Source organism: Kribbella sp. NPDC005582 (genome assembly GCF_040605415.1).
Lineage (GTDB): Bacteria > Actinomycetota > Actinomycetes > Propionibacteriales > Kribbellaceae > Kribbella.
Genome location: NZ_JBEXCU010000001.1, coordinates 69,896 through 95,302, shown reverse-complemented (window position 1 = coordinate 95,302; position 25,407 = coordinate 69,896). Strand labels below are relative to the sequence as shown.

Sequence of the window (25,407 nt, the reverse complement as noted above, 5' to 3'; positions counted from 1 at the left end):
TCGGAGTGGTTACTGTCGCCGAGTGTTCTACGAATCCTTCGGCAGTGGCCGCCCGATCGTGTTCCTGCCCGGCTGGGGTGGGAACAACGGTGAGGACCAAGCCATCCACGAACCTGTCTTCGCCCACCGCTCCGGCTGGCGCCGCATCTACGTGGACCCGCCCGGTACGAACAACCGCCCTGGCGAGCCGTCGATCACCGATCAGGACGGCATGCTCGACGCGATCGCGCAGACCATCGAGGACGCGCTGGGGGAGGAGGACTATGCGGTCGCCGGTACGTCGGCCGGTGGGCTCCACGCGCGCGGTCTGATCAAGCGCGACCCGGCACGAGTCCTCGGGCTGCTCCTGCGGGTGCCCGGTGTGGTTGCCGACCGCACCCTCCGCACGCTGCCGACGGACGAGCATCTCGACCGGTCGCCGGAGTACGTCGCCGCCGAGCAGGCCAAGGACGAGTTGTACTACGACCCCGCCGAGCGGTCGGCCGACCTGGAGTTCCTCGGGCGGATCCAGGCCGACCCGTCGACCTACGCGCTCCGCGACGATCCCGCCGTACGGTTCACGCGCCCGACGCTGATCGTGACCGGCCGCCAGGACACCGTCACCGGGTACGCCGACGCGTGGGGTCTGCTCGACGACTACCCGACCGCGACGTACGCCGTACTGGATCAGGAGGACCACGGCCTGCCAGTACGGCGACCCGCGCTCTATCAGGCGCTGGTCGCCGACTGGCTGGACCGGATGGAGGCTCAGAAGTTCGGGTAGGCCCAGCCGAGGTACTTGTTGAAGTAGGGCAGCTTGGCCAGGCCGATCTGGCTGTTGACGCTGGTCGCCCAGAAGTAGCCGTCGCCGCGGGCTACGCCGACGTGGCCGTACGGTGCGGCCAGGTCCCAGAACACCAGTGCGCCCTTGGGTGGGTTCAGGTCACCCGGGTGGGCGGCTCCGCGGGCGACGGCGTCGTTCCAGTCCGCCTTGGCCGACGCCCAGATGCCGGTCTTGCCGTACGAGTTCTCCGCCGCCATCTCGCAGTACCCCTGGAAGGCGGTCGAGCCGTTGCGAGCGGCGTACCAGGCGATGGCCTTGTCGGCGCGGGGGTTGCTCGCGCAGAGCGGGGCGACCAGGCCGCTGCTGCCGGTGTTCACGTAGGAGTCGGAGATGAAGCCCTTGCCGGGGATGTGGTCCCAGACGAGGCTGCGACCGTACTTGCCGGTCACCGGCTCGCCGTAGATCTGGCAGTCGATCTCGACCGCGCCGTTGGGCTGGGTGCCGACCGATCCGAAGCTGGTGGCGTTGCCGGACCGGATGGTCACGCCGGCCCCGCTGTCGGTGACGACGGTTCCGGTGGCGGCGTGGGCGGGGAGTGCCACGCCGCCGGCGACAGCGACGCCGGCGAGCAGGGCAGTGGTGGTGACGCGGGAGACGGTACGGAGGAGGGCGGTCCGCATGAGGGTGTTCCCTTCTGGAAGAAGTGCTTGTCTCGCAGGGAACCAAAGAGTGATGGCGTTGTCGCAGTGGGCAACGAACCGCCCGGCGGTGCCGGGCGGTCCGCCGGGCACTCAGAAGTTCGGTTGCGCCCAGCCCAGGTAGTTGGCGAAGTACGGCAGGCGTGCCTTGCCGATCCGGCCGTTCACGCTGGTGGCCCAGAAGTTGCCGTCACCGGTCGCGAGGCCGACGTGTCCGTAGCTGCTGATGTTCCAGAACACCAGTGCGCCCTTCGGCGGGTTGAGGTCACCGCGATGCGCGGCGCCCCGCCGTACGGCGTCGTTCCAGTTCGCGATGGCCGAGGCGTAGATGCCGGTCCGGCCGTACGAGTTCTCGACGGCCTTCTCGCAGTAGCCCTGGTACGCCGTCGATCCGTTGCGGTTGGCGAACCAGGCGACCGCGGTGTCGGCTCGCGACTGCGGTGCGGCGGAGCTGTGGACCGGTGCCGGAGCCGGTGCGGCGGTGGCGGTGGCGGTGGCGGGCAGGATGCCGGCGACCAGGGCGGTGCCGCCGAGCAGGGCCGAGACGGTGACGCGGGCCAGGAAAGATCTCATGATGATTGCCTTTCGCTGCGATGGGAGGGGCAGTTGCGACTGGCGAATTCGCTGTTACCCGAAGAGAATCAGTGCGTGATTGCGTTGTCGCAGTAGGCAACCGTAAAATGAAAACTATTCTCGCTAATTATCTGTAGGTTTTTCACCACGATCGAGGGCAGGATGGCGTCGTGAGACCAGCTCAGGCTCGCTTCGTGATCGGCTGCCGGATGCGGGAGCTCCGCGAGGCCGCCGGTGTGCCGCTGACCCGTGCCGCCGGGATGTCCGGCTGGGACAAGGGCCATCTGTCCCGGGTCGAACGCGGGCACACCAAACCCAGTCGCGAGTTGATCGAGTGGTACGACGCCTCGTTCGGCGCGCGGCAGGCGTTGATCAACCAGCTGATGGAGCTGGATGCCGCCGTCCGGGCCGGCCGGGACACGTCGCAGCGGGACTCGCGCCGGCAGGTTCAGCCGGTGTCGCTGGGCGGATCGGTGCCGGCCGACCACCATCCGGAGGACCGGGCCGAGCTGGTGGGGGAGACGGTGCCGGACGGGACGCAGGTCCGCCGCGACGAGACCTTCGAGAAGACCTGGCAGATCCGCAACAGCGGTGAGCGGCCATGGCGCGACCGGTGGCTGACCCGGCAGGGCGCCCCCGGCACTCCGGGCTGGCTGCGGTCGCCGGCGCGGGCACGCGTCCCCGACGCCGAGCCGGGGGAGGTGGTGGTCGTGACGATGCGGTTGCAGGCCCCGTCTCAGGTCGGGGCGTCGACGGCGTACTTCAAAATCACTGATGATGCCGGGCGCTTGTACTACCCCGGTCTGGAGTCGCCGCCGGTGTACTGCACGATCTTCACCGTCTACGACCTTTAGGGAATGCCCTTGTACTGGCTTTAGTACCTGGCCATCTGCCGCCTGTCCGGCTTACGTTGCTGCTTTCCTGCAACCCCGCCCGGACCACAGGAGCAGCAGTGCGCAAACCGCAGAAGATCGCAATGGCCTTGGCAGTGGCGCTTTTCGTGCCCCAGCTGGCCGTCAGCTCGGCCACGGCGGCACGCCCGGCCAGGGGTCCGGTGGACCCGCCGACGCCGTCCATCCCGCAGCGGTACCTCGACCAGCCGATCACCTGGTCGGTCTGTTCGTTCGATGCCGCCGTCAAGCGTTTGTACCCACAGGCGCCGACCACCAACTGTGCCAAGGTGAAGGTGCCGATGGACTGGGCGCACCCGAACGCGCATCCCGACGTCGAGGTCGCCGTCGCCTACAGCAAGGCCACCGGCAAGTCGAAGGGCCTGATGACCACGAACCCCGGTGGACCGGGTGGCGCGGGCCTCAGCCTGTCGGCGGCGCTCGCCGCGGAGAAGCCCCAGCTGTTCACCGACTTCGACCAGCTCGGCTTCGACCCGCGCGGCTTCGGAGCCAGTACGCCGTTGCAGTGCCTGACCACCACCGAGAAGCTGGCCGCGCTGCCGACGACTCCGGACTACAAGGAGCGCACCCGGCAGACGCACAAGGTCGAGGTGGCCGAGGCCGCGCTCCAGGCCGAGGCCTGCTCGGCGACGGAGTTCGGTCAGTTCGTCAGCAGCCAGCAGACCGTCTACGACATGGACTTCCTGCGCGCGCTCTTCAAGGCCCGCCAGCTCAACTTCATCGGCTACAGCTACGGCACCTGGCTCGGCGGCTGGTACGCCGACACCTACCCGCAGCGCGTCGGCCGGTTCGTGATCGACTCGAACATGGACTGGACCCACACCCAGTGGGAGAACACGAACTTCGACCCGTTCTCCGGCCAGCGCCGCCGCGACACCCAGCTGTTCCCGTGGATCGCCCGGCACGCCGACCAGATCCAGGGCCTCGGGTCCACGCCGAAGCAGGTGACCGCGTCGTACGACCGGATCCGCGCGAAGCTGGTCACGCTGGTCAAGGCCGGTACGTCGGAGGTCCGCGGTGACGATCTCGACGGCAAGATCTACAGCGTCATCTACGGCAACGTCCGGTTCATCCGTGGCACCGTCGACATCCTCGTGCACGACGAGTACACGAAGGACCCGTCGGCGTCGGGCAAGGTCGAACTGCGGCACGTCGAGAAGGCATGGGCCCGGCTCGCGCCCGAACTGCAGGCGTTCGACACCCTCGCCAACATCCGCGCCCGCTACCAGATCCCGGCGTCGGCCCTCACCGCCGCCCAGGCCGCGGCGGTCAGCACCGACTCGACCCGCTCGATCCTCGCCGACGCCCGCGAGGCCGCGCTCAAGTCGCCGTCGAGCGACGAGGTGTACAACCTCGGTGCCATCGGTACGACGGTCCGCTGCAACGACACCGCCTGGAACCACGACCCGAACTTCTACCTGCGCGAGTCCGACAAGATGGCCCGCAAATACAGCTTCTTCGGCTACATGAACGGCGTCTCGATGTGCGCCTTCTGGAAGTACAAGCCGCAGGACCGCAAGCTCGACCTGACCGGCTCGCCGCGGATCCTGATGGTCCAAGGCGAGCTCGACCCGGCCACGGCGTACGAGGGCGCCCTGCGCACCCACCAGGACACCGCCAAGGTGACCCGCTTCGTCGCCATCGACGACGAAGGCCAGCACGGCCAGTACGTCGGCTCCGCCTCCGCCTGCGCCGAAGCCATCGGCGACACCTTCGTCTTCACCGGCGAACTCCCCGCCCGCGACAAGGTCTGCGGCACCAGCCCGCTCCCCGCCGAACTGTCCGTCTACCCCGTCAACGGCCCGGTCGACGGCAACGCTGTCCATCTCCCGCGCTCCAAGTCCACCCCGCAGAAGGTGAACCCGCTGCTCCAGCAGGCGCTCGACACGATCGCTGCCGGCACGCTGCGGTAGTACTGCTCTGCGTTTCTAGAAGGGCCCGGCGTTCAGGCGCCGGGCCCTGCTTCTTTCTCGGCTGCGATCTCGGCGTCGAGTTCGGCGCGGCGGATCATCCAGCGGTCGGCGAGCCCCTTGACCTCGTCGGTGAGGAACTCGAAGAACCCCAGCGTGATGCGGACGCGCTCCTGGGCAGGCGTTCCGTCGCCGGCGGCATCGAGGACCTGACGCAGTGAGTTGGCCCACTGGATCAGGGCCTGGTTCTCGGACATCATCGACTGGTACCAGGAGTCGTCCTGGACGACGTACACGTCGCGGCGGCTGCCGGGCTCGCGCTCGCGGCTGGCCAGCCGCAGCTGGAGCAGGTAGTTGACCGCCCCGGAGACCGCCGCGGGGCTGGCCTGCAGCTGGTCGGAGAGCTCGGCCGCGGTCAGGCGGCCCGCCTCGCTGGTCAGGATGGCGGAGAAGACCCGGCCGGCCATCCGGGGCCAGCCCGTGTCGGCGAGCAGGTTGCCGAACTGCTCGGCGTACCGGCGGACGGCTTCGTCGTCGCGTTCTGCACTCACCGGCCCATCATCTCCTCTCGGCCCGCGGATTCGGAAGATTCACAATCTTCTGAATGAAGTGTACGTTATGAACCATGACATCAGCCATCGTGGTCTCCGGACTGCACAAGTCGTACGGCGCGACGCATGCCCTCGGCGGTCTCGACCTGGAGGTCGCCACCGGTGAGGTGCACGGATTCCTGGGCCCGAACGGCGCCGGGAAGTCCACCACCATCCGGGTACTGCTCGGGCTGCTCCGCGGTGACGAGGGCGACGTGTCGCTGCTCGGCGGGGACCCGTGGCACGACGCGGCCAAGCTGCACCGCCGGCTGGCCTACGTCCCCGGCGACGTCAACCTCTGGCCGAACCTGACCGGCGGTGAGGTCATCGACCTGCTGGGCCGGCTGCGTGGCGGGCTGGACCCGAAGAAGCGCGACGACCTGCTGCGCCGCTTCGACCTCGACCCGACCAAGAAGGGCCGCACGTACTCCAAGGGCAACCGTCAGAAGGTCGCATTGGTCGCAGCGCTCGCGTCTGACGTCGAGCTGCTCATTCTGGACGAGCCGACGTCCGGACTGGACCCGCTGATGGAGGAGGTGTTCCGGCAGTGCATCGAAGAGGAGCGGCAGCGTGACCGTACGGTCCTGCTCTCCAGCCACATCCTCTCCGAGGTCGAGGCGCTCTGTGACCGCGTCAGCATCATCAGGCGCGGCAAGGTCGTCGAAACCGGCACTCTGGCTGACCTGCGCCACCTCACCCGTACGTCGATCCACGCCGAACTGTCTGCCGCGCCAAACGGCCTTGCGTCGCTGCCAGGTGTGCACTCACTCGATGTCGAAGGCAACCGAGTGCACTGCGAGGTCGACACCGCCCAGCTCGACGCAGTGATGCGCCAGCTCGCCGCCAGCGGCATCAAGAGCCTGGTCGCGCAGCCACCGACCCTGGAAGAGCTCTTCCTGCGCCACTACGAGGACGATGCGGTGGCCGTCTCATGAGGGACTTCGTCGGTACGGCGACCCTGGTGCGGCTCGCACTGCGTCGGGACCGCATTCTGATCCCGACGTGGATCGTGGTGTTCGTCGTGATGGCCGCCGGCTCGGCCCAGGCCTCCATCGACCTCTACCCCGACGTCAACTCGCGCATCGAGGCCGCCCGGACCACCAACGCGTCTCCCGCGCTGGTGTCGCTCTACGGCCGCATCTTCGACGAGACCTCACTCGGTGAGCTCTCACTGTTCAAGCTGACCGCGTTCGGCGCCGTACTGGTCGGACTGCTCGCGTCGATCCTCGTCGTCCGCCACACGCGCTCCGAAGAGGAGTCCGGCCGCCTGGAACTGCTCAGCGCCGGCGTCCTCGGCCGGTACGCCGCCCTGGCCGCAGCACTGCTCGTATCGACGGGAACCGTTGTAGTGCTGGGCTTGCTGACCGCACTGGCCCTGATCGGCATCGGTCTCTCCGCCGCCGGCTCCCTCGCCTTCGGACTCGTCTGGACCTCCGCCGGACTCTCCTTCGCAGGTGTCGGCGCACTGGTCGCACAACTCAGCGAAGGCGCCCGCACCGCCAACGGCTTCACCGCCATCGCCCTCGGCGTCTCCTACATCCTGCGTGCGATCGGTGACTCCTCGGCCGACGGCAAGACCGAGTGGGTCTCCTGGCTGTCCCCGATCGGCTGGTCCCAGCAGATCCGCGCGTACGCCGGTGACCGGTACGTCGTCGTACTGCTGCCACTGGCCTTCCTTGCCGCCCTGGTCGCCGGCGCACTGGCCCTGACTCGCCGCCGAGACGTCGGTGCCGGCCTCGTCCGCCCGCGCCCCGGCCCAGCAGCCGCTGCCAAGTCTCTGCGCTCGCCCTTCGCGCTGGCCTGGCGCCTGCACCGAGGCGCCTTGTCCGGCTGGGCTTTCGCCTTCCTCCTCCTCGGCCTCCTGGTCGGCAACATCGCCAGCAACGTCGACGGCTTCGTCAGCAGCGCCAGCGCCCGCGAAATGGTCCAGAAACTCGGCGGCGTCCAAGCCATCACCGACGCCTTCCTCTCCACCGAGATGGGCATGGTCGGCCTGCTGGCCTCGGCGTACGGCATCCAAGCCGCCCTCCGCCTCCGCTCCGAAGAAACAGCCCTCCGAGCCGAACCTCTCCTCGCCACCAGCGTCACCCGCACCCGCTGGCTCGCCAGCCACGTCGCGATGGCGCTCCTCGGCACGACAGCCCTCATCCTCATCGCAGGCCTGGGCTCCGGCCTCTCCAGCGGCGCCTCCCTCGGCAACGTAGGCCATCAGGTCCCCCGGATGCTCGCCGCAGCCGCCGTCCAACTCCCCGCCATCTGGCTCGTCACCGCCCTCGTAGTAACCCTCTTCGGCCTGGCCCCCAAACTCATCACCGCCGCCTGGGCCCTCTACGGCCTCTTCCTCCTCCTGGGCCAGTTCGGCGCCCTCTTCAACCTCCCCCAGTCCCTCATCAACCTCAGCCCGTACGGCCACACCCCCCGCCTCCCCGGCGGCACCTTCACCCTCACCCCAGTCCTCACCGTCACCGCCATCGCCGCCGTCCTCCTAGCCCTAGGCGTATCCACCTTCCGCCGCCGAGACGTCGGCTAATCCGTTGCAACAAAGTGCAAAACAGTCCTCCGTGGTGCTCACCCCCTGTTAAGCTCCGCCCGCTCGGGGTGAGCGCCAGGGGAGGACTTTTCATGGGTACGCGACGCTGCCGCATGCCGTTCCGCAAGACGGTTACGGCTTTACTGACGGCCGTACTGGCGGTGTCGCTGCTGCAGGCAGTTCCAGCCACAGCGACTCCAGCCCCGAAGCCGCACGCCAAGACAGCGAAAGCGGCCGAGGCAGTCGAGGCCTGCGGTGCTGCACTGACCTGGCACACAGTGGTCGCGTGCGCGGAGCCCGCAGCCGAAACGGTCGACAGCTACCCGTTGCCGACGATCGATGCCACTGACCAAGTGGCGATCGTGCTCACCACGGCCGTCGACGGCGCCTGGCTCAGCGGTCGTCTGCGCGGCCCGGGCGGCGCGGTGGCGTGCTACGCCTACCCGGGAGACGTTCCCAAGGTGTGCAACGTCCAGCCTGGTAACTACACCCTGGACGTCGAGTCCAATAGCGAGCCCTCGCCCTACACCGTTTCCGTGGTCTCTGTTCGTACGGCGACCTGTGCGCCGCTGAGCGCAGGCGACCTCTCGCCGGCCTCGGCCGGGCGGAGCGGCGAGTTGGCGATCGAGATGGCCGCGGACTGCTACCAATTCGATGGAGCGGCAGGTGACGTCGTCAGGCTCGGCGCCGGCGCTGAGCGCGTCTATCTCTACGACGCTGACACCGAACTCGTCTGTCAGGCACAGCCCGGCACCCGCTGTGACCTCACCGGCAGCGGGCCCTACCGCGCGCTGGTCCTGCGGCCGCGGGCGAACGAGACGACCTACACGCTGCGCCTCGCCAAGCTCAACGCATCTGTCGGATGCGACACGATGTCCGCCGCGCCTTTCGGTGCACCCGGTGCGGCAACAGTCACAGGGACTCTGGCCGCGGAGGCTACGACCTGCCGCTCGGTCGCGCTGGCGGACGGTCTGGTCTGGTTGCGGTCTGCTTGGAAGCCGAGCACGGAGCGGCTCAGCAAGGTCGAGCTCTACAACGGCGCGGGTGAGCTGGTCTGTACCGACGCTCGCGATGTGGACTGCCGAATCTCCGCTGCAGGCGTGCACACAATCCTCTTCGACAACTCGGCGAACGACGCGGCTGCCACGTACAGCTTTGCCGCGGTCGGGCGCGGAGACGGCACCGGTTGCATGCCGACGGTCGGCACGAGCTGGGATCTGCCGCTGATCTCGGTGACCCCGGCGTCTGTGCTGCAAGTGGACTGCCAGCCGATCGATGCGGCAGCGGGCGACCGGATGAAGATCGAGTCATCGGCCGGGCAGGGCGTCGTGCGGGTCCTCGATGCGAACGACCTGACGGCCTGTGAGTTGCCATGGTCCGAGACCGAGTGCACTTTGTCGGGGACCGCGCCGTTCCGGATCGTCGTGACGGCTGGGGTCCCGCACCAGTTGGAGATCGGCCGACTGTCCAACGCGGCCGGCTGCACTCCGCTGACGATGACGAAGTTCGGCCAGGTCGGTGCGGTCGCGCCCGAGGGCAGCCGGTGCCGCGAGCTGACGGTCGGTACGGCGGCGACGTACGTGATCGATTCGGGTGTCGAACAGGGGGACGAGGCCACCAGCGGGAAGCCCGCCTACGGAGTCGACGGAAAGCCGGCGTGCACGAGACTTGTCAGGTGCGTTCTGCAGCCCGGCCGCTACGTCATCTTGGTGCCGTCCTCAGCCCACATCGCGACATTCCCGGTGACGGCGACCGACGGGTGCACGACTCAGGCTGCCGATGACTTCGTTCCGAAACGGGGGAGACTGGCCGACACCAGCCAGTTCGACTGTCTGACGTTGACCGCGCCGGCCGGTGCGGTGCTGAAGCCGCTCGAGCCTGCCGACCAGGCGAAGACCTCCGGTGTCGTCCTCGATGCGAACGGTACTGAGCTGTGCAGCTGGGGCAGGGACGTTCCTGCCTGCGCGTTGACCGGTACGGCGCCGTTCCGGGCGGTGATCGAGTCCGGTGAGTTCGCGCTTCCCGGGCCGTATGCTCTCGCATTTCCGCGGGTCGACCCGCCTGCGCGGTGTGCTGCCTTGCCACAGGGGGACTTCACCGCCCCTGGCGGGTCGACCGTCGCTCTGAACCCGGAGCGCTTCGCGACGTGTCTCCAGATTCCGGCCGCTGCCCACGCTGCGACCGAGGCAGTCCAGTACAGCCGCACGGCCGGTACCGGCCTGGCAGCGCTCGAGGTTCTGGACGCCGCTGGCGGTTCGGCGTGTGACTCACCGCAAAAGGTGGCGGCCTACGAGTTCTGCCGCCTCACCAAGGACCAGACGTATTCGGCGCTCCTGGTGGGCACCGACACCACGTCGACGTACCAGGTCGCCCGACGGGACATCACCGGCGGCGCCAAGGGATGCGGCGCGGTCGGCTCGACGACGGTCGGCAGTACAGCGGCCACCGCGACCGTCGACAAGAACCTGCTGCGCTGTCACAAGGTGACCGGTGCGGCGACCGACCGGTTCGTGTTCAACGTTCGCGACAAGAACTCGAGCACTGGGTTCGTCGTTGCCGATGCGGCCGGCGAACTGGGCTGCAGCTCGTGGGATCTCACGATGTGCCAGGCCGCGGGCAGTACGTCGTACCAGGTCGTGACGTGGAACGACGACACCGTTGCCCCGGCCACGGCGTACAAGCTCGAGGCTTTCCGGATTGCGACAGCAGCGGGTCCTGCACCGGAGTGCACCCGGGTCGCCAACTCGGGGTACGGCTTCGGACCGCTGACAGGTGAGTTGAACACCTCCCGGACCGCTGCTTGTGTGGTGTTCCCGATGGGAGCACGCCGGCAGTTGAACGGTAGCGCGGTGAACCAGGTGAGTTCCGGACCTGCTCCGCTGTTCCGTGACTACGGACCCGGCGGTGAATCGAACTGCATGTGGGCCGGTGAGCCCAGTGGCGAGTTCTACTGCACCGGCTCGGACTCCCCTTCGTGGACGGAGACCGGGTTGCTCTGGCTGCCGGAGAAGCCGGTTGTCTCCGCGCTGAAGTACACGACGAGCGCGACCTGTCCTCAGCCGCTCTGCGGCGGCGCAACGTTCGGCGTCAGCAGCGTCACCCCCGCCAGCGCGGCGGCAGGTGGTCCCGCGACGGTGACGGTCAAGGGGAAGTCACTGCATGTGAAGGACGTGGTGCGGTTCAAGGCGATCGGTAAGCCGGACTTGGCCGGTGTGGTGAAGTCGGTATCTGTCGATCGGACGGCGGCCACGGTCGTGGTTGACCTCAAGGGAGCCGCTCTCGGGGCACGGGACCTGGTGGTGGAGTCCTTCGCCGGCGGCTCCGGAACTGCGGCGAACGCGTTCACGGTGACTGCAGCGGCTCTGGTGAACACCCAGGCGCCGGCTCTGGTTGCACCGGTCCGGGTAGGGGCGGCGGTGAAGGTTTCGGTCGGCACCTGGTCGCCGGCGGCTACTTCGTACACCTACCAGTGGCGGGACAACGGCGCGGCGATCCGTGGGGCCGGGGCGGCGACGTATACGCCTGCGGCGGCGATGCTGGGCCACAAGCTGAGTGTGACGGTGACGGCTGCGCGGGCGGGGTATGCGAGCAAGGCTGTGACCACGGCTGCGGTTGCAGTGGCGACGGGGTTGGCGCCGAAGGCGACCAAGGGGCCGGTGGCGACGGGGACGTACAAGGTCGGGAAGACCGTCACCAGTACGGCGGGTACGTGGGCGCCGGCTTGTACGGCGGCGCGGTTCCAGTGGTATTCGGCGGGGAAGGCGGTGGCCGGTGGGACCAAGGCGTCGCTGGTGCTGACGAAAGCGATGGGGGCGAAGGCCTTGTACGTCGCTGTGACGTGTGCGCGGAGTGGACATGCGTCGGGGGTTGCTTCGACTCGGCCGGTGACTGTGGCTGTGTGACATCTCGCAGTGTGAGGCCCGCCCGGTGGTTGGGCGGGCCTTGCTGTTTACGATCGCGGGGTGTTCAGCGAGCGGTTGGTCGAGTTCTGGAGTGAGCGGCACTTGTGTGTTTTGAGCACGGTGCGGGCGGACGGGACTGTGCATGCGACGCCGGTGGGGGCGACGCTGGACGTCGAGAGCGGGGTGGTCCGGGTGATCTGCTCGGGGACGTCCTACAAGGCGCGGGCCATTAGGCGGCTGGGGGAGGCGGCGGTGGCGGTGACGCAGGTGGACGGGCGGTGGTGGAGCACGTTGGAGGGGCGTGCTGTCGTGGTGGACGAGCCGGAGCGGGTGCGGGACGCGGAGCGGCGTTATGCGCGGCGGTACAAGGAGCCGCGCGTGAATCCACAGCGGGTGGTCATCGAGATCACGGTGACGAAGGTGCTCGGCAATGGTGGTTGAGGTTGTCGGGATCGGGGCCGACGGGTGGGTGGGGTTGTCGCCGGTCGCGCAGGAGGTGATCAGCAAGGCTGAGGTGTTGCTGGGGAGCACGCGGCAGCTCGGACTGGTTCCAGCCGGTACGGCGGAGCGCCGGGCGTGGCCGTCGCCGTTGTCGGAGGCGTTGCCGGGGTTGCTGGCGGAGTACCGGGGACGGCGCGTTTGTGTGCTGGCCAGTGGCGATCCGACGTTCCATGGGATCGGTACGACGCTCGTTCGGTTGCTGGGGGCAAGTGCGGTGCGGGTGATTCCGCATCCGTCGAGTGTCTCGCTGGCCTGTGCGCGGTTGGGGTGGGCTCAGGAACAGGTGCAGGTGGTCAGCCTGGTGGGGCATCCGACTGAGCTGGTGCATCCGCAGGTGCAGCCGGGGCGGCGGTTGGTGGTGCTGAGCTGGGGTGCGCAGACTCCGGGCGAGGTGGCGGAGCTCCTGACAGAGCGCGGCTACGGCGCGAGTGAGTTCACGGTGCTGGAGCAGTTGGGCAGTCCGGGCGAGCGCGTGACCAGTACGACGGCTGACGCGTGGACCGGCGAGGTGGACCCGCTCAACGTGATCGGTGTGCTGTGTGCGGACGGACCGGTGTTGTCGACGGCGCCGGGGCTGCCGGATACGGCGTACGAGAGTGATGGGCAGCTGACGAAGCGTGAAGTGCGGGCGGTAACGCTGTCGCGGCTCGCGCCGGTGCCCGGGCAGTTGCTGTGGGATGTCGGTGGGGGAGCGGGCAGTATCGCGATCGAGTGGTCGCGGCATCACCCGTCCTGCCGGGCGATCGCGTTCGAGCGGGACGAGGAGCGGGTACGGCGGATCGAGCGGAACGTTGCCGCGCTCGGGGCGAAGGTGACGGTGGTGCACGGCGCGGCCCCTGCGGTGCTGCCGGTCTCCGAAGCGCAGGCAGGCGGTGCCGATGCACCCAGTGCGGTGTTTGTCGGCGGGGGCGCTACCGCGCCCGGCATGATCGAGGCCTGCTGGGCGGCGCTGCGGCCTGGCGGTCGGCTGGTGGTGAACGGGGTGACGCTGGAGACCGAGGTGCTGATTGCTCAGTGGTACAAGGAGCTGGGTGGCGATCTGGTGCGACTGGACGTCCAGCGAGCCTCAGCGGTCGGCGGAATGACCGGATGGCGTCCTGCGATGCCGGTGACGATTTGGAGTGTGACGAAGTGACTGTGCACTTCATCGGAGCCGGACCGGGTGCTGCCGACCTCATCACCATCAGAGGACGCGACCTGATCGTCACGTCACCGGTCTGCCTGTACGCCGGCGCGCTGGTGCCGGTCGAGCTCCTGGACCACTGCCCGGTCGGGGCGCGCAAGGTGGACACGGCCAACCTCGACCTCGACCAGATCGTCGCCGAGCTGGCAGCCGCGCACGAGGCCGGCCTGGACGTGGCGAGACTGCACTCAGGCGACCCGTCGGTGTTCAGTGCGATGGCTGAGCAGATGCGCCGGCTCGACGCGCTCAACATCCCGTACGACGTCACCCCCGGCGTACCGGCGTACGCGGCGGCCGCTGCGACGCTCAACCGGGAGCTGACCGTGCCGGAGGTCGGCCAGACGGTGATCCTCACCCGCGTCGGCGGCCGAGCCTCGAAGATGCCCGACGACGAGGACCTCAAGACGCTTGGTGCGAGCCGAGCGACGCTGGTGCTGCATCTGGCCGTCCAGCAGATCGACCGCGTGGTCGAGGAGCTCCTGCCGAACTATGGCGCCGACTGTCCGGTCGCAGTGGTCGCCAAGGCCTCACGGCATGACGAAGAGGTGCTGCGCGGCACCCTGGCCGACATTGCGGAGCAGGTGCAGGCCGCGGGCATTCGCCGTACGGCGGTGATCGTGGTGGGCAAGGTGCTGGCCGCGACGGAGTTCCGGGACAGCCACCTCTACTCGACGACCCGCGAGCGATGAAGGTCCTGCTGCTCGGCGGTACCGGCGAAGCCCGTGAGCTTGCCGCGCGGCTGACCGATATCGAGGTGGTGTCGTCATTGGCAGGCCGCACTCGGGAGCTGCAGCTGCCCAGGGGAGAGGTCCGCGTCGGCGGCTTCGGCGGCACCAAAGGTCTGACCGAATGGCTCCGGCACAACCCCGTGGATGCGGTCGTCGACGCGACCCATCCGTTCGCCGCGACGATGACCGAGCACGCGGTCGAAGCGACTCGCGCGGTCGGCGTACCGCTGCTAGTACTGCGTCGGCCGGGCTGGGTCGCGGGACCAGGCGACGACTGGCACTGGGCGGAGAGTGCCGAGGCCGCGGCCGAGTTGCTGCCGTCGTTGGGGTCCCGAGTGTTTCTCACGATCGGCCGCCAGGGGCTCGAGACGTTCGCCACCACCGGCCTCTGGACACTGGCGCGCTGCGTCGATGCACCCGAGCCGCCGCCGGCCTGGTGCACGCTGCTGCTCGACCGCGGCCCGTACGCCGTCGACGCCGAACTCGGCCTGCTGCAGCAGCACGCCATCGATGTCCTGGTCACGAAAGACAGTGGCGGACCGCAGACCGAAGCGAAACTCGCCGCCGCGCGGCAGCTCGCCGTACCGGTGGTGCTGATCCGTCGTCCACCGCTGCCGGCCGGTGCCGAAGTGGTGAAAACCGTGGCTGACGCGATCGCCTGGCTGCGGACTCGGTAGATTGACGCCATGGGGATTCAGATCGCGCCGAGCATCCTGGCCGCCGATTTCGCGCGGCTGGCCGACGAAGCGGCCGCCGTGTCGAATGCGGACTGGCTGCACGTCGACGTGATGGACAACCACTTCGTGCCGAACCTGACCTTGGGCCTGCCGGTGGTGGAGTCGTTGGCCAAGGCGACCGACACGCCGCTGGATCTGCACCTGATGATCGAGGATCCGGACCGCTGGGCACCCGACTACGTCGAGGCGGGCGCGTCCAGCGTCACCTTCCACGTGGAGGCGTGCCGGGCTCCGATCCGGACGGCGCGGGAGATCCGGGCCAAGGGCGCCCGGGCGGCGATGGCGCTCAAGCCGGCCACCCCGATCGAGCCGTACGAGGACATCCTGTCCGAGCTCGACATGATCCTGATCATGACGGTCGAGCCCGGCTTCGGCGGTCAGAAGTTCCTGGACGTGTGCGTGCCGAAGATCCGGCGTACCAAGGAGTTGCTGGACAAGCACGGCCTCGACCTGTGGATCGAGATCGACGGCGGCGTCTCGGCCGAGACGATCGAGCGGTGTGCCGAGGCCGGCGCCGATGTGTTCGTGGCCGGTTCGGCGGTCTACGCCGCGGACGATCCGAACGCGATGGTCGAGAAGCTACGCGACCTCGCCGCGAAGGCCGCTGGCTGATAGGTCCGCGGTCGACTGCTCGGGCGGGATCCTGAGCAGCAGAACCAGCGACAGCGCGGCGAGCGCGGTGGCGACCAGCCAGACATAGCGAACACCGAAGCTCTCGACGACAGCACCGGCCACCGCGGACCCGATCGCGGAACCACCCATCGCCGCGCTGCCCATCCAGCCGAACACCTCGGTTCGGACGGTGTCCGGTGTCAGCGCACCGAGGCGCTCGTACAGTGCGCCGATCGCTGGTGCCAGTGTCAGGCCGGAGACAGTCAGGGCAACCGCCAGTGACACCGGTGACCAGGTCGCGAACACGCACAACAGCATCCCGGCGGTGACCAGGGCAGTCCTGCGCCACAAGTACGACGTACGCCGCCCTGGCAGCGCACCCGCCACCGCACCGCCGACCAGGCTGCCGAACGCCCAGACGGCCTCCATGATCCCGGCGATCAGCCGGTTCCCGTGCTCGTCCGCGAAGGCGACGATGCCCAGTGAGATGCCGCTGAACGCCATGATCCACAGACCGAACGACAGGATCAACGGCAGCCGGTGGCGATGCCAGAGCAACTGACGTGCCGTCAGTGGCGGTGGCCCGTCCGCGTCGCGGGGGAGCGGCCGGGGTTGTCGGAGCGCGTACCACCAGATGAACACTGCGGACATCGATGCCGCCAGCAGCACGCCGAGCCGCGGGCTGGCCACGCTCACAGCTGTTGCCCCGAGCATCGGGCCGACGATGAACAGCAACTCCTGGGCGGTCGCATCCACCGAGTACGCCGTCCGCAGCGCGGGCCCCTGAACCACCCGCGGCCACGCGGCCCGCAAGGTCTGCATCACCGGCGGCACGAGCCCGCCGGCCAGGAACGTCAGGACCGGCAGCAAGCGGTAGAGCCCAGCGGGGACGGCCGCCACCAGCAGCAGCGCCACGCTCCACGACAGGCCGGTCAGCAGCAGCACCCCGCGAGCCCCACGCCGGTCGGCGGTGCGGGACCAGAGCGGGCCGGCAATCGCCATCCCGATCGAGTACGCCGCGGCAACGACTCCCGCCCAGCGGAACGATCCACTCAGGTCCTTGGCCAGAAACGCGACCGGCACCATGGTCGCGAGCACCGGCAGCCGGGCCAGCAAGGACGATGCCAGCAAACCCGGCACGCCACGCGTCCGCCACAGCTCGCGATACCCCGAAAGCTCCATGGCCGCATTCTGTCGGCCGCCTCCGACAATTACGATGGCTCGATGAGCGACCACAAGCCCGTCGAGAGCTGGCTGACCGACATGGACGGCGTGCTGGTGCACGAGGAGCGCGCGATCCCCGGCGCGGCGGACTTCATCGCGGCGCTGCAGGCCTCGGGCAAGAAGTTCCTGGTGCTGACCAACAACTCGATCTTCACGCCGCGCGATCTGCGCGCCCGGTTGCTTGCCGCGGGCATCGACATCCCCGAGGAGTCGATCTGGACCAGCGCGCTGGCCACGGCGCAGTTCCTCGACGACCAGCGCCCCGGCGGGACGGCGTACGTGATCGGCGAGGCGGGGCTGACGACGGCGCTGCACGAGATCGGCTACGTGCTGACCGATCGCGCGCCGGACTACGTGGTGCTCGGTGAGACCCGGACCTACTCGTTCGAGGCGATCACCAAGGCGATCCGGCTGATCGCGGACGGTGCGCGGTTCCTGGCCACCAACCCGGACCCGACCGGCCCGTCGCAGGAGGGTCCGCTGCCCGCGACCGGTTCGGTGGCGGCGCTGATCACCCGCGCGACCGGCGTCGCGCCGTACTTCGTCGGCAAGCCGAACCCGCTGATGATGCGCAGCGCGCTGAACCGGATCGAGGCGCACTCCGAGACGACGGTGATGATCGGTGACCGGATGGACACCGACATCATCAGCGGTCTCGAGGCCGGGCTGCGCAGTGTGCTCGTGCTGACCGGATCGACCGGTGAGCACGAGGTCGACCGGTTCCCCTACCGCCCGACGCGGATCGTGGAGTCGATCGCCGACGTCGTACCGCTGGTCACCGCGCTCGGCTAGCAGTTGAGCGTGCGGAAGCCGAAGCCTTGCGCCTTGAGCTTCTCGAGGATGCCCGGAAGCGCCGCGATGGTCTGACTGCGGTTGCCGCCGCCGTCATGCATCAGGATCACCGCACCGCTCTTCACGCCGCTCAGCACGCGCTTCTCGATCACCGCGACACCTGGCTTCGACCAGTCTCGCGAGTCGATCGTCCACAGCACCAGCTCTTTGCCGAGCTCCTTCGCCCGCTTCCGGACGGTCGCACTCACCCCGCCGTACGGCGGTCGCAGGCAGGTCGGCGTGGTGCCGGAGGCGGACTTGATCGCGGTGTCGGTGTCACCGACCTGCTTGCGGAAGCCCGCCGCGGTCTGGTGCCGGAGGTCGGCATGCGACCACGTGTGGTTCTGCACGCTGTGCCCGGCGGCCTGGATCGCCTTGGTCAGCTCCGGATGTTTCGCGACGTTCTTCCCGACCTCGAAGAACGTCGCCTTCGCGTCGTACTTCGCCAGCACCTCGAGCACCTTCGGCGTGTACGCCGGATCCGGCCCGTCGTCGAACGTCAGTACGACGTACTTGGCCGGAAGCGGCGTGGTCACCGGCGCAACGACCGCAGGTGGTGGCGCGGCCTGCGTGTGCGGGCGTGCGGCAACCACCACGATCGTCCCGATCACCGCACTGATGGCGACCAGGATCGCCAGCCCGGCCAACCGCTGACCGGTCCGCGTCAGTCGTGTCTCCATGCGTCCCCCAGGGCGGTGGGTGCCTCACAGTGCCCCCACCCTTCGGCAAGCATCCTGCAAAAGCTCGCCGCCCACACCGCTTCCGCGTCAACAAACCCGGATATCGGACGATTCAGAGCACCTGGGAGAGGAACTGCTGCAGCCGCGGTGACTCCGCGGCCGTGAAGATCTGATCCGGTACGCCGGACTCCACCACCACGCCGCGGTCCATGAAGGCGACCTGGTCGGCGACCTCGCGAGCGAAGCCCATCTCGTGGGTGACGACAACCATCGTCATTCCGGACTGCGCCAGGTCGGCCATCAGACCGAGCACGCCCTTGACGAGCTCCGGGTCCAGGGCCGACGTGGCCTCGTCGAAGAGCATCACCTCGGGCTTCATCGCCAGTGCCCGGGCGATTGCGACCCGCTGCTGCTGTCCACCGGAGAGGTTGCCGGGACGCGCCTCGGCCTTCTCCGACAACCCGACGAGCTCGAGTTGCGCCTTGGCCGCGGCCCGCGCCTCATCGAGCTCGAGCTTCTTGATCTTGCGCAGCGGCAGCGTGATGTTGTCGATCACGGTCTTGTGCGGGAACAGGTTGAAGTGCTGGAACACCATCCCGATCCGCCGCCGCAGGACGTCGGGATTCCCGCTCAGCACCGACTCGCCGCCGAGCCGGATATCGCCCGCGTCCGGCTCGAGCAGCCGGTTGACCGTCCGCAGCAACGTCGACTTGCCCGAACCTGACGGTCCGATCACACACGCCGTACGGCCGGCCGGAACGTCGAGGTCGACGCCGCGCAGCACCTTGTTCGTACCGAAAGCGAGCTCGACCCCGCGGACTTCGAGGCTCGCGGCGAGCTCAACGGTGGTCGGCATACGCGGGCTCCTCCAGTACGGCGGTGTCGGCGGGCCGGCCTTCACGCAACCGCTTGTCGATGTAGTTCACCAGATGCGTCAGTGGGACGGTGATCACCAGGTAGAAGATTCCGGCCAGCAGCAGCGGCGACAGGTTGCCGTCGGTCGCCGCGGAGTCCTGACCGATCCTGAAGAGCTCGCGCTGTGACGCGAGCAGGCCGAGGAAGTAGACCAGGCTGGACTCCTTCACCAGCGCGATGAACTGGTTGACCAGTGCGGGCAGCACCCGGCGAATCCCTTGCGGGATCACGACCAGCCGCATGCCGCTGGTGTAGCTGAAGCCGAGCGCTCGCGCGGCCTCCAGTTGGCCCTTCTCCACGCTCTGGATGCCGGATCGGAAGATCTCACCGATGTACGCCGACGCGATCAGCGACAGCGCCAGAATGCCCAGCGGGTACGGGTTCGGACCCCACCAGTGCCGAGTGATCGGTGACAGGCCCTGACCGATCAGCAGGATGGTCAGGATCGCGGGCAGACCGCGGAAGATGTCGGTGTAGATCTTGGCCGGCCAGCGCAGCCAGCGCTTGCGGGACAAGGACATCACCGCCACGACCATGCCGAGCACAGTGCCCAGCACGACCGAGGCGGCCGCCAGGATGAGCGTGTTGACCAGTCCCACCTTGAGCATCTCGGGCAGGACCGCCTTCATCGACTCCCAGTCGAGGAAGGTGTCGGTCAGCGTGGACCAGACATCCATCAGGCTTTGGGTGCCGTGAACTTGACGGTGCCGCTACCCGGCTTGAACGACTCCGGTACGGCGCGGCCCGGGTAGTACTGCTCGACCAGCTTCGTCCAGGTGCCGTCGGCAATGACCTCGTCGAGAGCCTTGTTCACGGCCTCGCGCAGCTTGTCGTTGCTCTTGGCCACCGCGTACGCCGTCGGCGCGGAACTCAGCTCCTTCGCGGCCAGAATCACCACGCCGCCGCCCTGCTCCTTGGCCATCTTCTCGCCGATCTCGGCCGGTGAGATCCAGGCGTCCGCCGTACCGGCCTTGAGCTGGCCGACGGCGGCGTTGTAGTTCGGTACGCGAACCGGATCGAGGTTCTTCTGCGTCGCGTAGTCGTCCTGGACGGTGCCCTGAACCACCACGACGCGCTTGCCGGCCAGCTGGTCGAACTTGGTGATCCCCGAGGTCTTGGTGGTGTTCAGACCGAGGTAGCCGAAGTCATAGCCATTGCTGAAGGCAACGGTCTTCTTGCGGGCCTCGGTGATCGTGATGGACGAGCTGCCGAGGTCGAACTGGCCGCTGTTCACCTGCGACAGCAGCGCGGAGAAGTCGGTCCCGACGAACTCCGGCTTGAGGTTCAGCTTGGCCGCGACCGCGGTGATCAGGTCGTTGTCGAACCCGGTGAACTTGCCGTCCTTGACGTACACGTTCGGCGGGGCGTCGGTGAGCGTCCCGATCCGCAACGTCCCGGTCTTGAGCAGACCGAGATCGGGGCCCGAGGCATCGGATTTGTCATCGCTGCCGCAGGCAACCAAGGCCAAGGCGAGCGTGGCAACGGCTCCGGCAGCGGTGATCCGCCGAAGGCGAGCACGGAAGGGGGCGCTGATGGCGCGCACGAGTTCTCCTCAGGTCGTTCGGGGTGGTACGCAGGGTGAACCACCCCGCGTCAGCAGCCAACACCACGTATCCGGCGGTCATTCCGTCCCGACACCCGCTGAGACGGCGCCGCAATGTCGACCGGACTTGTGTTATATGAGGCCGGCGCCCGGCTGTCCCGGGATGTGATCCAGGTCGTTGCGGCCCTTGCGCAGCGGTGCATACTGGGACCACGAGTGAACCCACTCGCGTGCTCCGGGGTCGGTGAAATTCCGAGCCGGCGGTGATAGTCCGCGACCCGGCTGCTGAAGTTGGCAGCCGGTTGACCTGGTGGAATTCCGGGACCGACGGTGAAAGTCCGGATGGGAGGCAGCACGCGATCGGCGGGAGAGCTCCGACGTTCGCGAAGTCGTGACGTGGGCCGTGGCCTGCGCGACGAGTGGGAGCGCCGGAGGTCTGGCGCCGGTCGCAGTTGTTTGTTTCTTCGGCCCCGGTGTGCGTCCGTGACGACGAGGGACCGTAAGTGACGAACGCAGGGCCTGACACGGCGCCGAACTCTGGGCCGAACTCTGGGCCGATCGACATCGCCTGGATGCGGCGGGCGATCGAGCTGGCTGCTCGTGGTGTCGGCAGCACCCACCCGAACCCGGTGGTCGGCTGCGTGATCACCGCTGCCGACGGCCTTCCGGCGGGGGAAGGATTCCACGCCGTCGCCGGTGGCCCGCATGCCGAGGTCGAGGCGCTGCGGATGGCGGGACCGCGCGCCCGCGGCGGTACGGCGTACGTGACACTGGAGCCGTGCAACCACACCGGCCGGACCGGGCCGTGTGCCGATGCGCTGATCGAGGCCGGCGTCAGCCGCGTGGTGTACGCCGTACCGGATCCGAACCGGCAGGCGTCCGGCGGTGGCGAGAAGCTGCGCAGCAAGAACATCCGGGTAGAGCAGGGCCTCCTGCAGGACGAGGCCGAGGCGGTCAACCACATCTGGCTGCACAGCGTGCGAACCGGGCGACCGTTCGTCACCTGGAAGTTCGCGACCACGCTGGACGGCCGGTCGGCCGCTCCCGACCGCAGCAGCAAGTGGATCACCGGGCCGGCCGCGCGAGCCGACGTACACCGTCATCGCGCTGAGTGCGACGCGATTGCGGTCGGCACGCAGACCGTGCTCTCCGACGATCCCGAGCTCACGGTCCGCGACGCGAACGACGTACCGGTGCCGCGGCAGCCGCTGCGGGTGGTCGTTGGCGACCGGGAGATCCCGGCCTCGGCCAAGGTCCGCAACGACCGGGCGCAGACGCTGCTGCTGCCCACTCACGACCCTGCCGAGGTGCTGCGGCAGCTGGATGACCGGCAGATCCGGCATCTCTGGCTCGAAGGCGGCCCGACGCTGGCCGCCGCGTTCATCCGCGCCGGCCTGGTCGATCAGATCGTCGCGTACGTCGCTCCGGCCGTCCTCGGCTCCGGCTTCGCCGCGATCGGCGACCTCGGTGCGGAATCGATCGACCACCTGCGGCGGTTCAACCTGACGGACGTGACGCGTCTCGGCGACGACGTCCGGCTGACGCTGTCACCTCTGGGAGGAAAGTAGATGTTCACCGGAATCATCGAGGAACTCGGCACCGTCGAGGCGCTCGACCTGCTCGACGGCGACGCGGCGCGGCTCACCATCCGCGGCCCCAAGGTGACCGAGGACGCCGGCCACGGCGACTCGATCGCGGTCAACGGCTGCTGCCTGACGGTCGTCGAGTACGGCGACGGTCTGTTCACCGCCGATGTGATGCGCGAGACGCTGCAGCGGACCAGCCTCGGCGCGGTCGAGAAGGGCTCGAAGGTCAACCTGGAGCGGGCGGTCACCGCGCACGCCCGGCTCGGCGGCCACATCGTGCAGGGGCACGTGGACGGCGTCGGCACGATCGCGAGCCGGACGCCGTCCGAGCACTGGGAGGACGTCCGGATCGCGGCCGGTCCGGAGATCCTCAAGTACATCGCCGAGAAGGGCTCGATCGCCGTCGACGGGGTTTCGCTGACCGTCACCGACGTCGACGACGTCACCGGCACCTTCGGGATCAGCCTGATCCCGACCACGCTCGAGCTCACCGTGCTCGGCGGCAACCAGGTCGGCGACACCGTCAACCTCGAGGTCGACGTGATCGCCAAGTACGTCGAGAGACTGCTCACCTCTGGAGGAGACAAATGAACGCGATCGACTGGTTGCTGCACGCGGAGGTGACGATCGCCGGCTCGCAGGTGCTGGTCCGGGAGATCGTCGGGAACGTGTTCGGGCTGGCCAGCGCGCTGTTCGGGATGCGTCGGCTGGTCTCGGCCTGGCCGGTGGGCATCATCGGCAACGTCCTGCTGTTCACCGTCTTCGTCGGCGGCATCTTCGACACGCCGCAGGACAAGGACCTCTGGGGTCAGGCCGGGCGGCAGGTCTTCTTCTTCATCCTCAGCGTCTACGGCTGGTACCAGTGGTACCAGACCCGTCACCGCGGTGCGGCGAAGGCGGTGACACCGCGCTGGGCGACGGGCCGGGAGCGCCTCGAGCTGCTCGGCATCGGCGTCGTGCTCTACGCGATCGGCTTCTTCGTCCTGCGGGCGCTGGGTTCCTGGGGGCCGCAGTGGGACGCGTGGATCCTGATGGGCTCGATCCTGGCGACGTACGGGATGGCGCGCGGGTTCGTCGAGTTCTGGCTGATCTGGATCGCGGTCGACGTGGTCGGCGTACCGCTACTGGTGCAGGCGAAGTTCTACCCGTCGGCCGCGATGTACGTGATCTACGGATTGTTCTGCGTCGTGGGCTTCGCGTCGTGGTGGAAGATTCAGAACCGGGAGCGGGTCACTCCGCCGGAAGCTGTGGTGGTGGGCTGACATGGGAGACGTACTCAAGCTCGACACGATCGAGCACGCGATCGACGAGATCCGGGCCGGGCGCCCGGTCGTCGTGGTCGACGACGAGGACCGGGAGAACGAGGGCGACCTGGTCTTCGCCGCCTCCAAGGCGACGCCGGAGTTGCTGGCGTTCCTGATCCGCTACAGCTCGGGCGTGGTCTGCGTGCCGATGGAGGGTGCGGAGCTGGACCGGCTCAGCATCCCGCTGATGACTCCGCACAATCGCGAGCGGATGCGGACGGCGTACACGATCTCGGTCGATGCGCGCGACGGCATCAGTACCGGGATCTCGGCGGCCGACCGGGCCCGGACGATTCGCGTGCTGTCCGATTCGGCCTCCGAGTCCTATGACCTGGTGCAGCCGGGACACATCTTTCCGCTGCGTGCGCGGGAGGGCGGCGTACTGGTTCGGCCTGGGCACACCGAGGCTTCGGTCGATCTCGCGCGGCTGGCCGGGCTGAACCCGACAGCCGTGATCTCCGAGCTGGTGAACGACGACGGCACGATGAAGCGCGGTCAGGACCTGCGCACCTTCGCCGACGAGCACGGGCTGGTACTGGTCTCGATCGACGACCTGATCCGGTACCGCCGGCGTACCGAGGTGCAGGTCGAGCGGGTGGCGACGACCACCCTGCCCACCCGGTACGGCGATTTTGTTGCCCACGGCTACCGAAACACGGTGGACGGATCGGAGCAGCTGGCGCTGGTCCGCGGCGACCTGAAGGACGGGCCCGCGCTGGTCCGGCTGCACTCGGAGTGCCTGACGGGTGACGTCTTCGGCTCGCTGCGGTGCGACTGCGGTCCGCAACTCGACGAGGCGCTGCGGCAGGTCGCGGCCGAAGGTGGTGTGGTGGTCTACCTCCGCGGTCACGAAGGTCGCGGGATCGGGCTGCTGCACAAGCTGCAGGCCTACGAACTGCAGGACGCCGGCCGGGACACGATCGAGGCGAATCTCGATCTCGGACTGCCCGCCGACGCGCGCGACTACGCTGCGGGCGCCCAGATTCTGGCCGACCTCGGTGTGAGCGAGGTGCGGCTGCTGACGAACAACCCGGACAAGGTGGCCGGCGTTCAGGGCCACGGGATCGACGTGGTCGAGCGGCGCGGCATCTCGATCGACCCGACCGAACACAACCTGCGCTACCTGCGCACCAAGCGCGACCGGATGGGCCACCACCTTCCCGGCGGCCTGCTGACCGAAGAGAACGGAGCCGGCTGATGTCGGGCAGTGGAGCACCAACGATCGAAGCCCCGCGCGCGGAAGGGGCCCGCGTCGCGATCGTCGCGGCGCTGTGGCACCCGAAGGTGACCGACTCCCTGGTCGCCGGCGCGATCCGTGCCCTCGACGACTCGGGCGTGACCGACTACAAGGTGATTCGCGTGCCGGGCTCCTTCGAGCTCCCGGTCGCGTCGTTGCACGCGGCCAAGGCCGGCTACGACGCCGTGATCGCTTTGGGTGTCGTCATCCGCGGTGACACCCCGCACTTCGAGTACGTCTGCCAGGCGACCACCGACGGCCTCATGCAGGTCGGCGTCAGCACCGGCGTACCGATCGGCTTCGGCGTCCTCACCTGCGACAACGACCCCCAGGCCCTCGACCGCGCCGGCCTCCCCGACAGCCGCGAGGACAAGGGCTACGAGGCCACTCAGGCGGCGCTGTCCACTCTGGTGGCCGTGCGAGGGTTGTGAGCTGTACCGAAGGACTGT

At 68.5% G+C, this 25,407-nt stretch carries 25 protein-coding genes and 1 riboswitch; of the genes, 17 read left to right on the top strand and 8 right to left on the bottom strand.

Going from position 1 to position 25,407, the window contains the following annotated elements; translation table 11 throughout:
* Positions 1-22 precede the first annotated feature (22 nt).
* The gene (locus ABZS29_RS00455) at positions 23-763 is read left to right on the top strand and encodes an alpha/beta hydrolase (RefSeq protein ID WP_355457143.1); all 741 of its coding nucleotides are present in this window, start codon (positions 23-25) and stop codon (positions 761-763) included.
* Here the strand turns inward: ABZS29_RS00455 and ABZS29_RS00450 are convergent.
* Together ABZS29_RS00450 and ABZS29_RS00445 are read right to left on the bottom strand one after the other, a co-directional pair.
* The gene (locus ABZS29_RS00450) at positions 748-1,443 is read right to left on the bottom strand and encodes a CHAP domain-containing protein (protein ID WP_355457142.1); all 696 of its coding nucleotides are present in this window, start codon (positions 1,441-1,443) and stop codon (positions 748-750) included. The genes ABZS29_RS00455 and ABZS29_RS00450 overlap by 16 nt on opposite strands.
* A 111-nt stretch (positions 1,444-1,554) precedes the next feature.
* The gene (locus ABZS29_RS00445) at positions 1,555-2,034 is read right to left on the bottom strand and encodes a CHAP domain-containing protein (RefSeq protein ID WP_355457140.1); all 480 of its coding nucleotides are present in this window, start codon (positions 2,032-2,034) and stop codon (positions 1,555-1,557) included.
* A gap of 170 nt (positions 2,035-2,204) precedes the next feature.
* Here ABZS29_RS00445 and ABZS29_RS00440 point away from each other — a divergent pair, with 170 nt between their 5' ends.
* Positions 2,205-2,888 (top strand): NBR1-Ig-like domain-containing protein, encoded by a 684-nt coding sequence (locus tag ABZS29_RS00440; protein ID WP_355457138.1) that lies wholly within the window; start codon positions 2,205-2,207, stop codon positions 2,886-2,888.
* 98 nt (positions 2,889-2,986) lie between these two features.
* A complete protein-coding gene (locus tag ABZS29_RS00435) occupies positions 2,987-4,858 on the top strand; it encodes an alpha/beta hydrolase (protein ID WP_355457136.1) in 1,872 nt (623 codons plus the stop codon).
* 32 nt (positions 4,859-4,890) lie between these two features.
* On the opposite strand, the gene ABZS29_RS00430 is transcribed toward ABZS29_RS00435, so the two are convergent.
* Positions 4,891-5,406, bottom strand: coding sequence for a MarR family transcriptional regulator (locus ABZS29_RS00430; RefSeq protein WP_355457134.1), 516 nt, complete (start codon positions 5,404-5,406; stop codon positions 4,891-4,893).
* Positions 5,407-5,480: 74 nt separating this feature from the next.
* On the opposite strand from ABZS29_RS00430, the gene ABZS29_RS00425 reads away from it, so the two are divergent.
* The 8 genes from ABZS29_RS00425 to rpe all read left to right on the top strand — a co-directional run bounded on the left by ABZS29_RS00425 (position 5,481) and on the right by rpe (position 15,638).
* On the top strand, positions 5,481-6,380 hold the full coding sequence (locus tag ABZS29_RS00425; protein ID WP_355457133.1) for an ABC transporter ATP-binding protein: 900 nt from the start codon (positions 5,481-5,483) through the stop codon (positions 6,378-6,380).
* On the top strand, positions 6,377-7,975 hold the full coding sequence (locus ABZS29_RS00420; protein WP_355457131.1) for an ABC transporter permease: 1,599 nt from the start codon (positions 6,377-6,379) through the stop codon (positions 7,973-7,975). The genes ABZS29_RS00425 and ABZS29_RS00420 overlap by 4 nt, the downstream gene beginning before the upstream one ends.
* 92 nt (positions 7,976-8,067) lie before the next feature.
* Positions 8,068-11,877, top strand: coding sequence for a hypothetical protein (locus tag ABZS29_RS00415; protein ID WP_355457129.1), 3,810 nt, complete (start codon positions 8,068-8,070; stop codon positions 11,875-11,877).
* A 60-nt stretch (positions 11,878-11,937) separates the two neighbouring features.
* Positions 11,938-12,318 (top strand): TIGR03618 family F420-dependent PPOX class oxidoreductase, encoded by a 381-nt coding sequence (locus tag ABZS29_RS00410; protein ID WP_355457127.1) that lies wholly within the window; start codon positions 11,938-11,940, stop codon positions 12,316-12,318.
* Positions 12,308-13,513, top strand: a complete 1,206-nt coding sequence (gene cbiE / locus ABZS29_RS00405) for a precorrin-6y C5,15-methyltransferase (decarboxylating) subunit CbiE (RefSeq protein ID WP_355457126.1) — start codon at positions 12,308-12,310, stop codon at positions 13,511-13,513. The genes ABZS29_RS00410 and cbiE overlap by 11 nt, the downstream gene beginning before the upstream one ends.
* Positions 13,510-14,250: a precorrin-4 C(11)-methyltransferase gene (gene cobM / locus ABZS29_RS00400; protein WP_355457124.1), complete on the top strand. Its 741-nt coding sequence runs from the start codon at positions 13,510-13,512 to the stop codon at positions 14,248-14,250. Before cbiE ends, cobM begins: the two co-directional genes overlap by 4 nt.
* Positions 14,247-14,966 carry a cobalt-precorrin-6A reductase gene (locus tag ABZS29_RS00395; protein ID WP_355457122.1) on the top strand — a complete coding sequence of 240 codons (720 nt, stop codon included), beginning with the start codon at positions 14,247-14,249 and terminating at the stop codon, positions 14,964-14,966. The genes cobM and ABZS29_RS00395 overlap by 4 nt, the downstream gene beginning before the upstream one ends.
* A gap of 9 nt (positions 14,967-14,975) precedes the next feature.
* Positions 14,976-15,638: a ribulose-phosphate 3-epimerase gene (gene rpe / locus ABZS29_RS00390; protein ID WP_355457120.1), complete on the top strand. Its 663-nt coding sequence runs from the start codon at positions 14,976-14,978 to the stop codon at positions 15,636-15,638.
* Here rpe and ABZS29_RS00385 read toward each other — a convergent pair.
* On the bottom strand, positions 15,606-16,820 hold the full coding sequence (locus ABZS29_RS00385) for an MFS transporter (RefSeq protein ID WP_355457118.1): 1,215 nt from the start codon (positions 16,818-16,820) through the stop codon (positions 15,606-15,608). The two genes, rpe and ABZS29_RS00385, sit on opposite strands and share 33 nt — an antisense overlap.
* A gap of 42 nt (positions 16,821-16,862) precedes the next feature.
* On the opposite strand from ABZS29_RS00385, the gene ABZS29_RS00380 reads away from it, so the two are divergent.
* Complete coding sequence (locus ABZS29_RS00380) at positions 16,863-17,654, top strand: HAD-IIA family hydrolase (RefSeq protein WP_355457117.1); 792 nt, start codon at positions 16,863-16,865, stop codon at positions 17,652-17,654.
* Here ABZS29_RS00380 and ABZS29_RS00375 read toward each other — a convergent pair.
* From ABZS29_RS00375 to ABZS29_RS00360, 4 genes are all read right to left on the bottom strand, one after another.
* A complete protein-coding gene (locus ABZS29_RS00375; RefSeq protein ID WP_355457115.1) occupies positions 17,651-18,373 on the bottom strand; it encodes a polysaccharide deacetylase family protein in 723 nt (240 codons plus the stop codon). The genes ABZS29_RS00380 and ABZS29_RS00375 overlap by 4 nt on opposite strands.
* A gap of 112 nt (positions 18,374-18,485) precedes the next feature.
* Positions 18,486-19,229, bottom strand: a complete 744-nt coding sequence (locus ABZS29_RS00370; protein WP_355457113.1) for an amino acid ABC transporter ATP-binding protein — start codon at positions 19,227-19,229, stop codon at positions 18,486-18,488.
* A complete protein-coding gene (locus tag ABZS29_RS00365; protein ID WP_355457111.1) occupies positions 19,213-19,965 on the bottom strand; it encodes an amino acid ABC transporter permease in 753 nt (250 codons plus the stop codon). Before ABZS29_RS00365 ends, ABZS29_RS00370 begins: the two co-directional genes overlap by 17 nt.
* Entirely contained in the window at positions 19,965-20,831 is an 867-nt protein-coding gene (locus ABZS29_RS00360; protein WP_355457109.1) for an ABC transporter substrate-binding protein, read from the bottom strand. Before ABZS29_RS00360 ends, ABZS29_RS00365 begins: the two co-directional genes overlap by 1 nt.
* Before the next feature lie 226 nt (positions 20,832-21,057).
* Positions 21,058-21,191, top strand: a riboswitch (FMN riboswitch).
* 143 nt (positions 21,192-21,334) lie between these two features.
* Between ABZS29_RS00360 and ribD the strand changes: the two genes are divergently transcribed.
* Genes ribD through ribH form a run of 5 tightly spaced genes read left to right on the top strand, consistent with a single transcriptional unit; the run spans position 21,335 to position 25,389 of the window.
* The gene (gene ribD / locus ABZS29_RS00355; protein ID WP_355457107.1) at positions 21,335-22,399 is read left to right on the top strand and encodes a bifunctional diaminohydroxyphosphoribosylaminopyrimidine deaminase/5-amino-6-(5-phosphoribosylamino)uracil reductase RibD; all 1,065 of its coding nucleotides are present in this window, start codon (positions 21,335-21,337) and stop codon (positions 22,397-22,399) included.
* Positions 22,400-23,008, top strand: coding sequence for a riboflavin synthase (locus ABZS29_RS00350; RefSeq protein WP_355457105.1), 609 nt, complete (start codon positions 22,400-22,402; stop codon positions 23,006-23,008). It abuts the gene before it with no gap.
* Positions 23,005-23,679, top strand: coding sequence for a nicotinamide riboside transporter PnuC (gene pnuC, locus ABZS29_RS00345; RefSeq protein WP_355457103.1), 675 nt, complete (start codon positions 23,005-23,007; stop codon positions 23,677-23,679). The genes ABZS29_RS00350 and pnuC overlap by 4 nt, the downstream gene beginning before the upstream one ends.
* A gap of 1 nt (position 23,680) precedes the next feature.
* Positions 23,681-24,919 (top strand): bifunctional 3,4-dihydroxy-2-butanone-4-phosphate synthase/GTP cyclohydrolase II, encoded by a 1,239-nt coding sequence (locus ABZS29_RS00340; protein ID WP_355457101.1) that lies wholly within the window; start codon positions 23,681-23,683, stop codon positions 24,917-24,919.
* On the top strand, positions 24,919-25,389 hold the full coding sequence (gene ribH, locus ABZS29_RS00335; protein ID WP_355457100.1) for a 6,7-dimethyl-8-ribityllumazine synthase: 471 nt from the start codon (positions 24,919-24,921) through the stop codon (positions 25,387-25,389). Before ABZS29_RS00340 ends, ribH begins: the two co-directional genes overlap by 1 nt.
* The last annotated feature ends 18 nt before the right edge of the window (positions 25,390-25,407 follow it).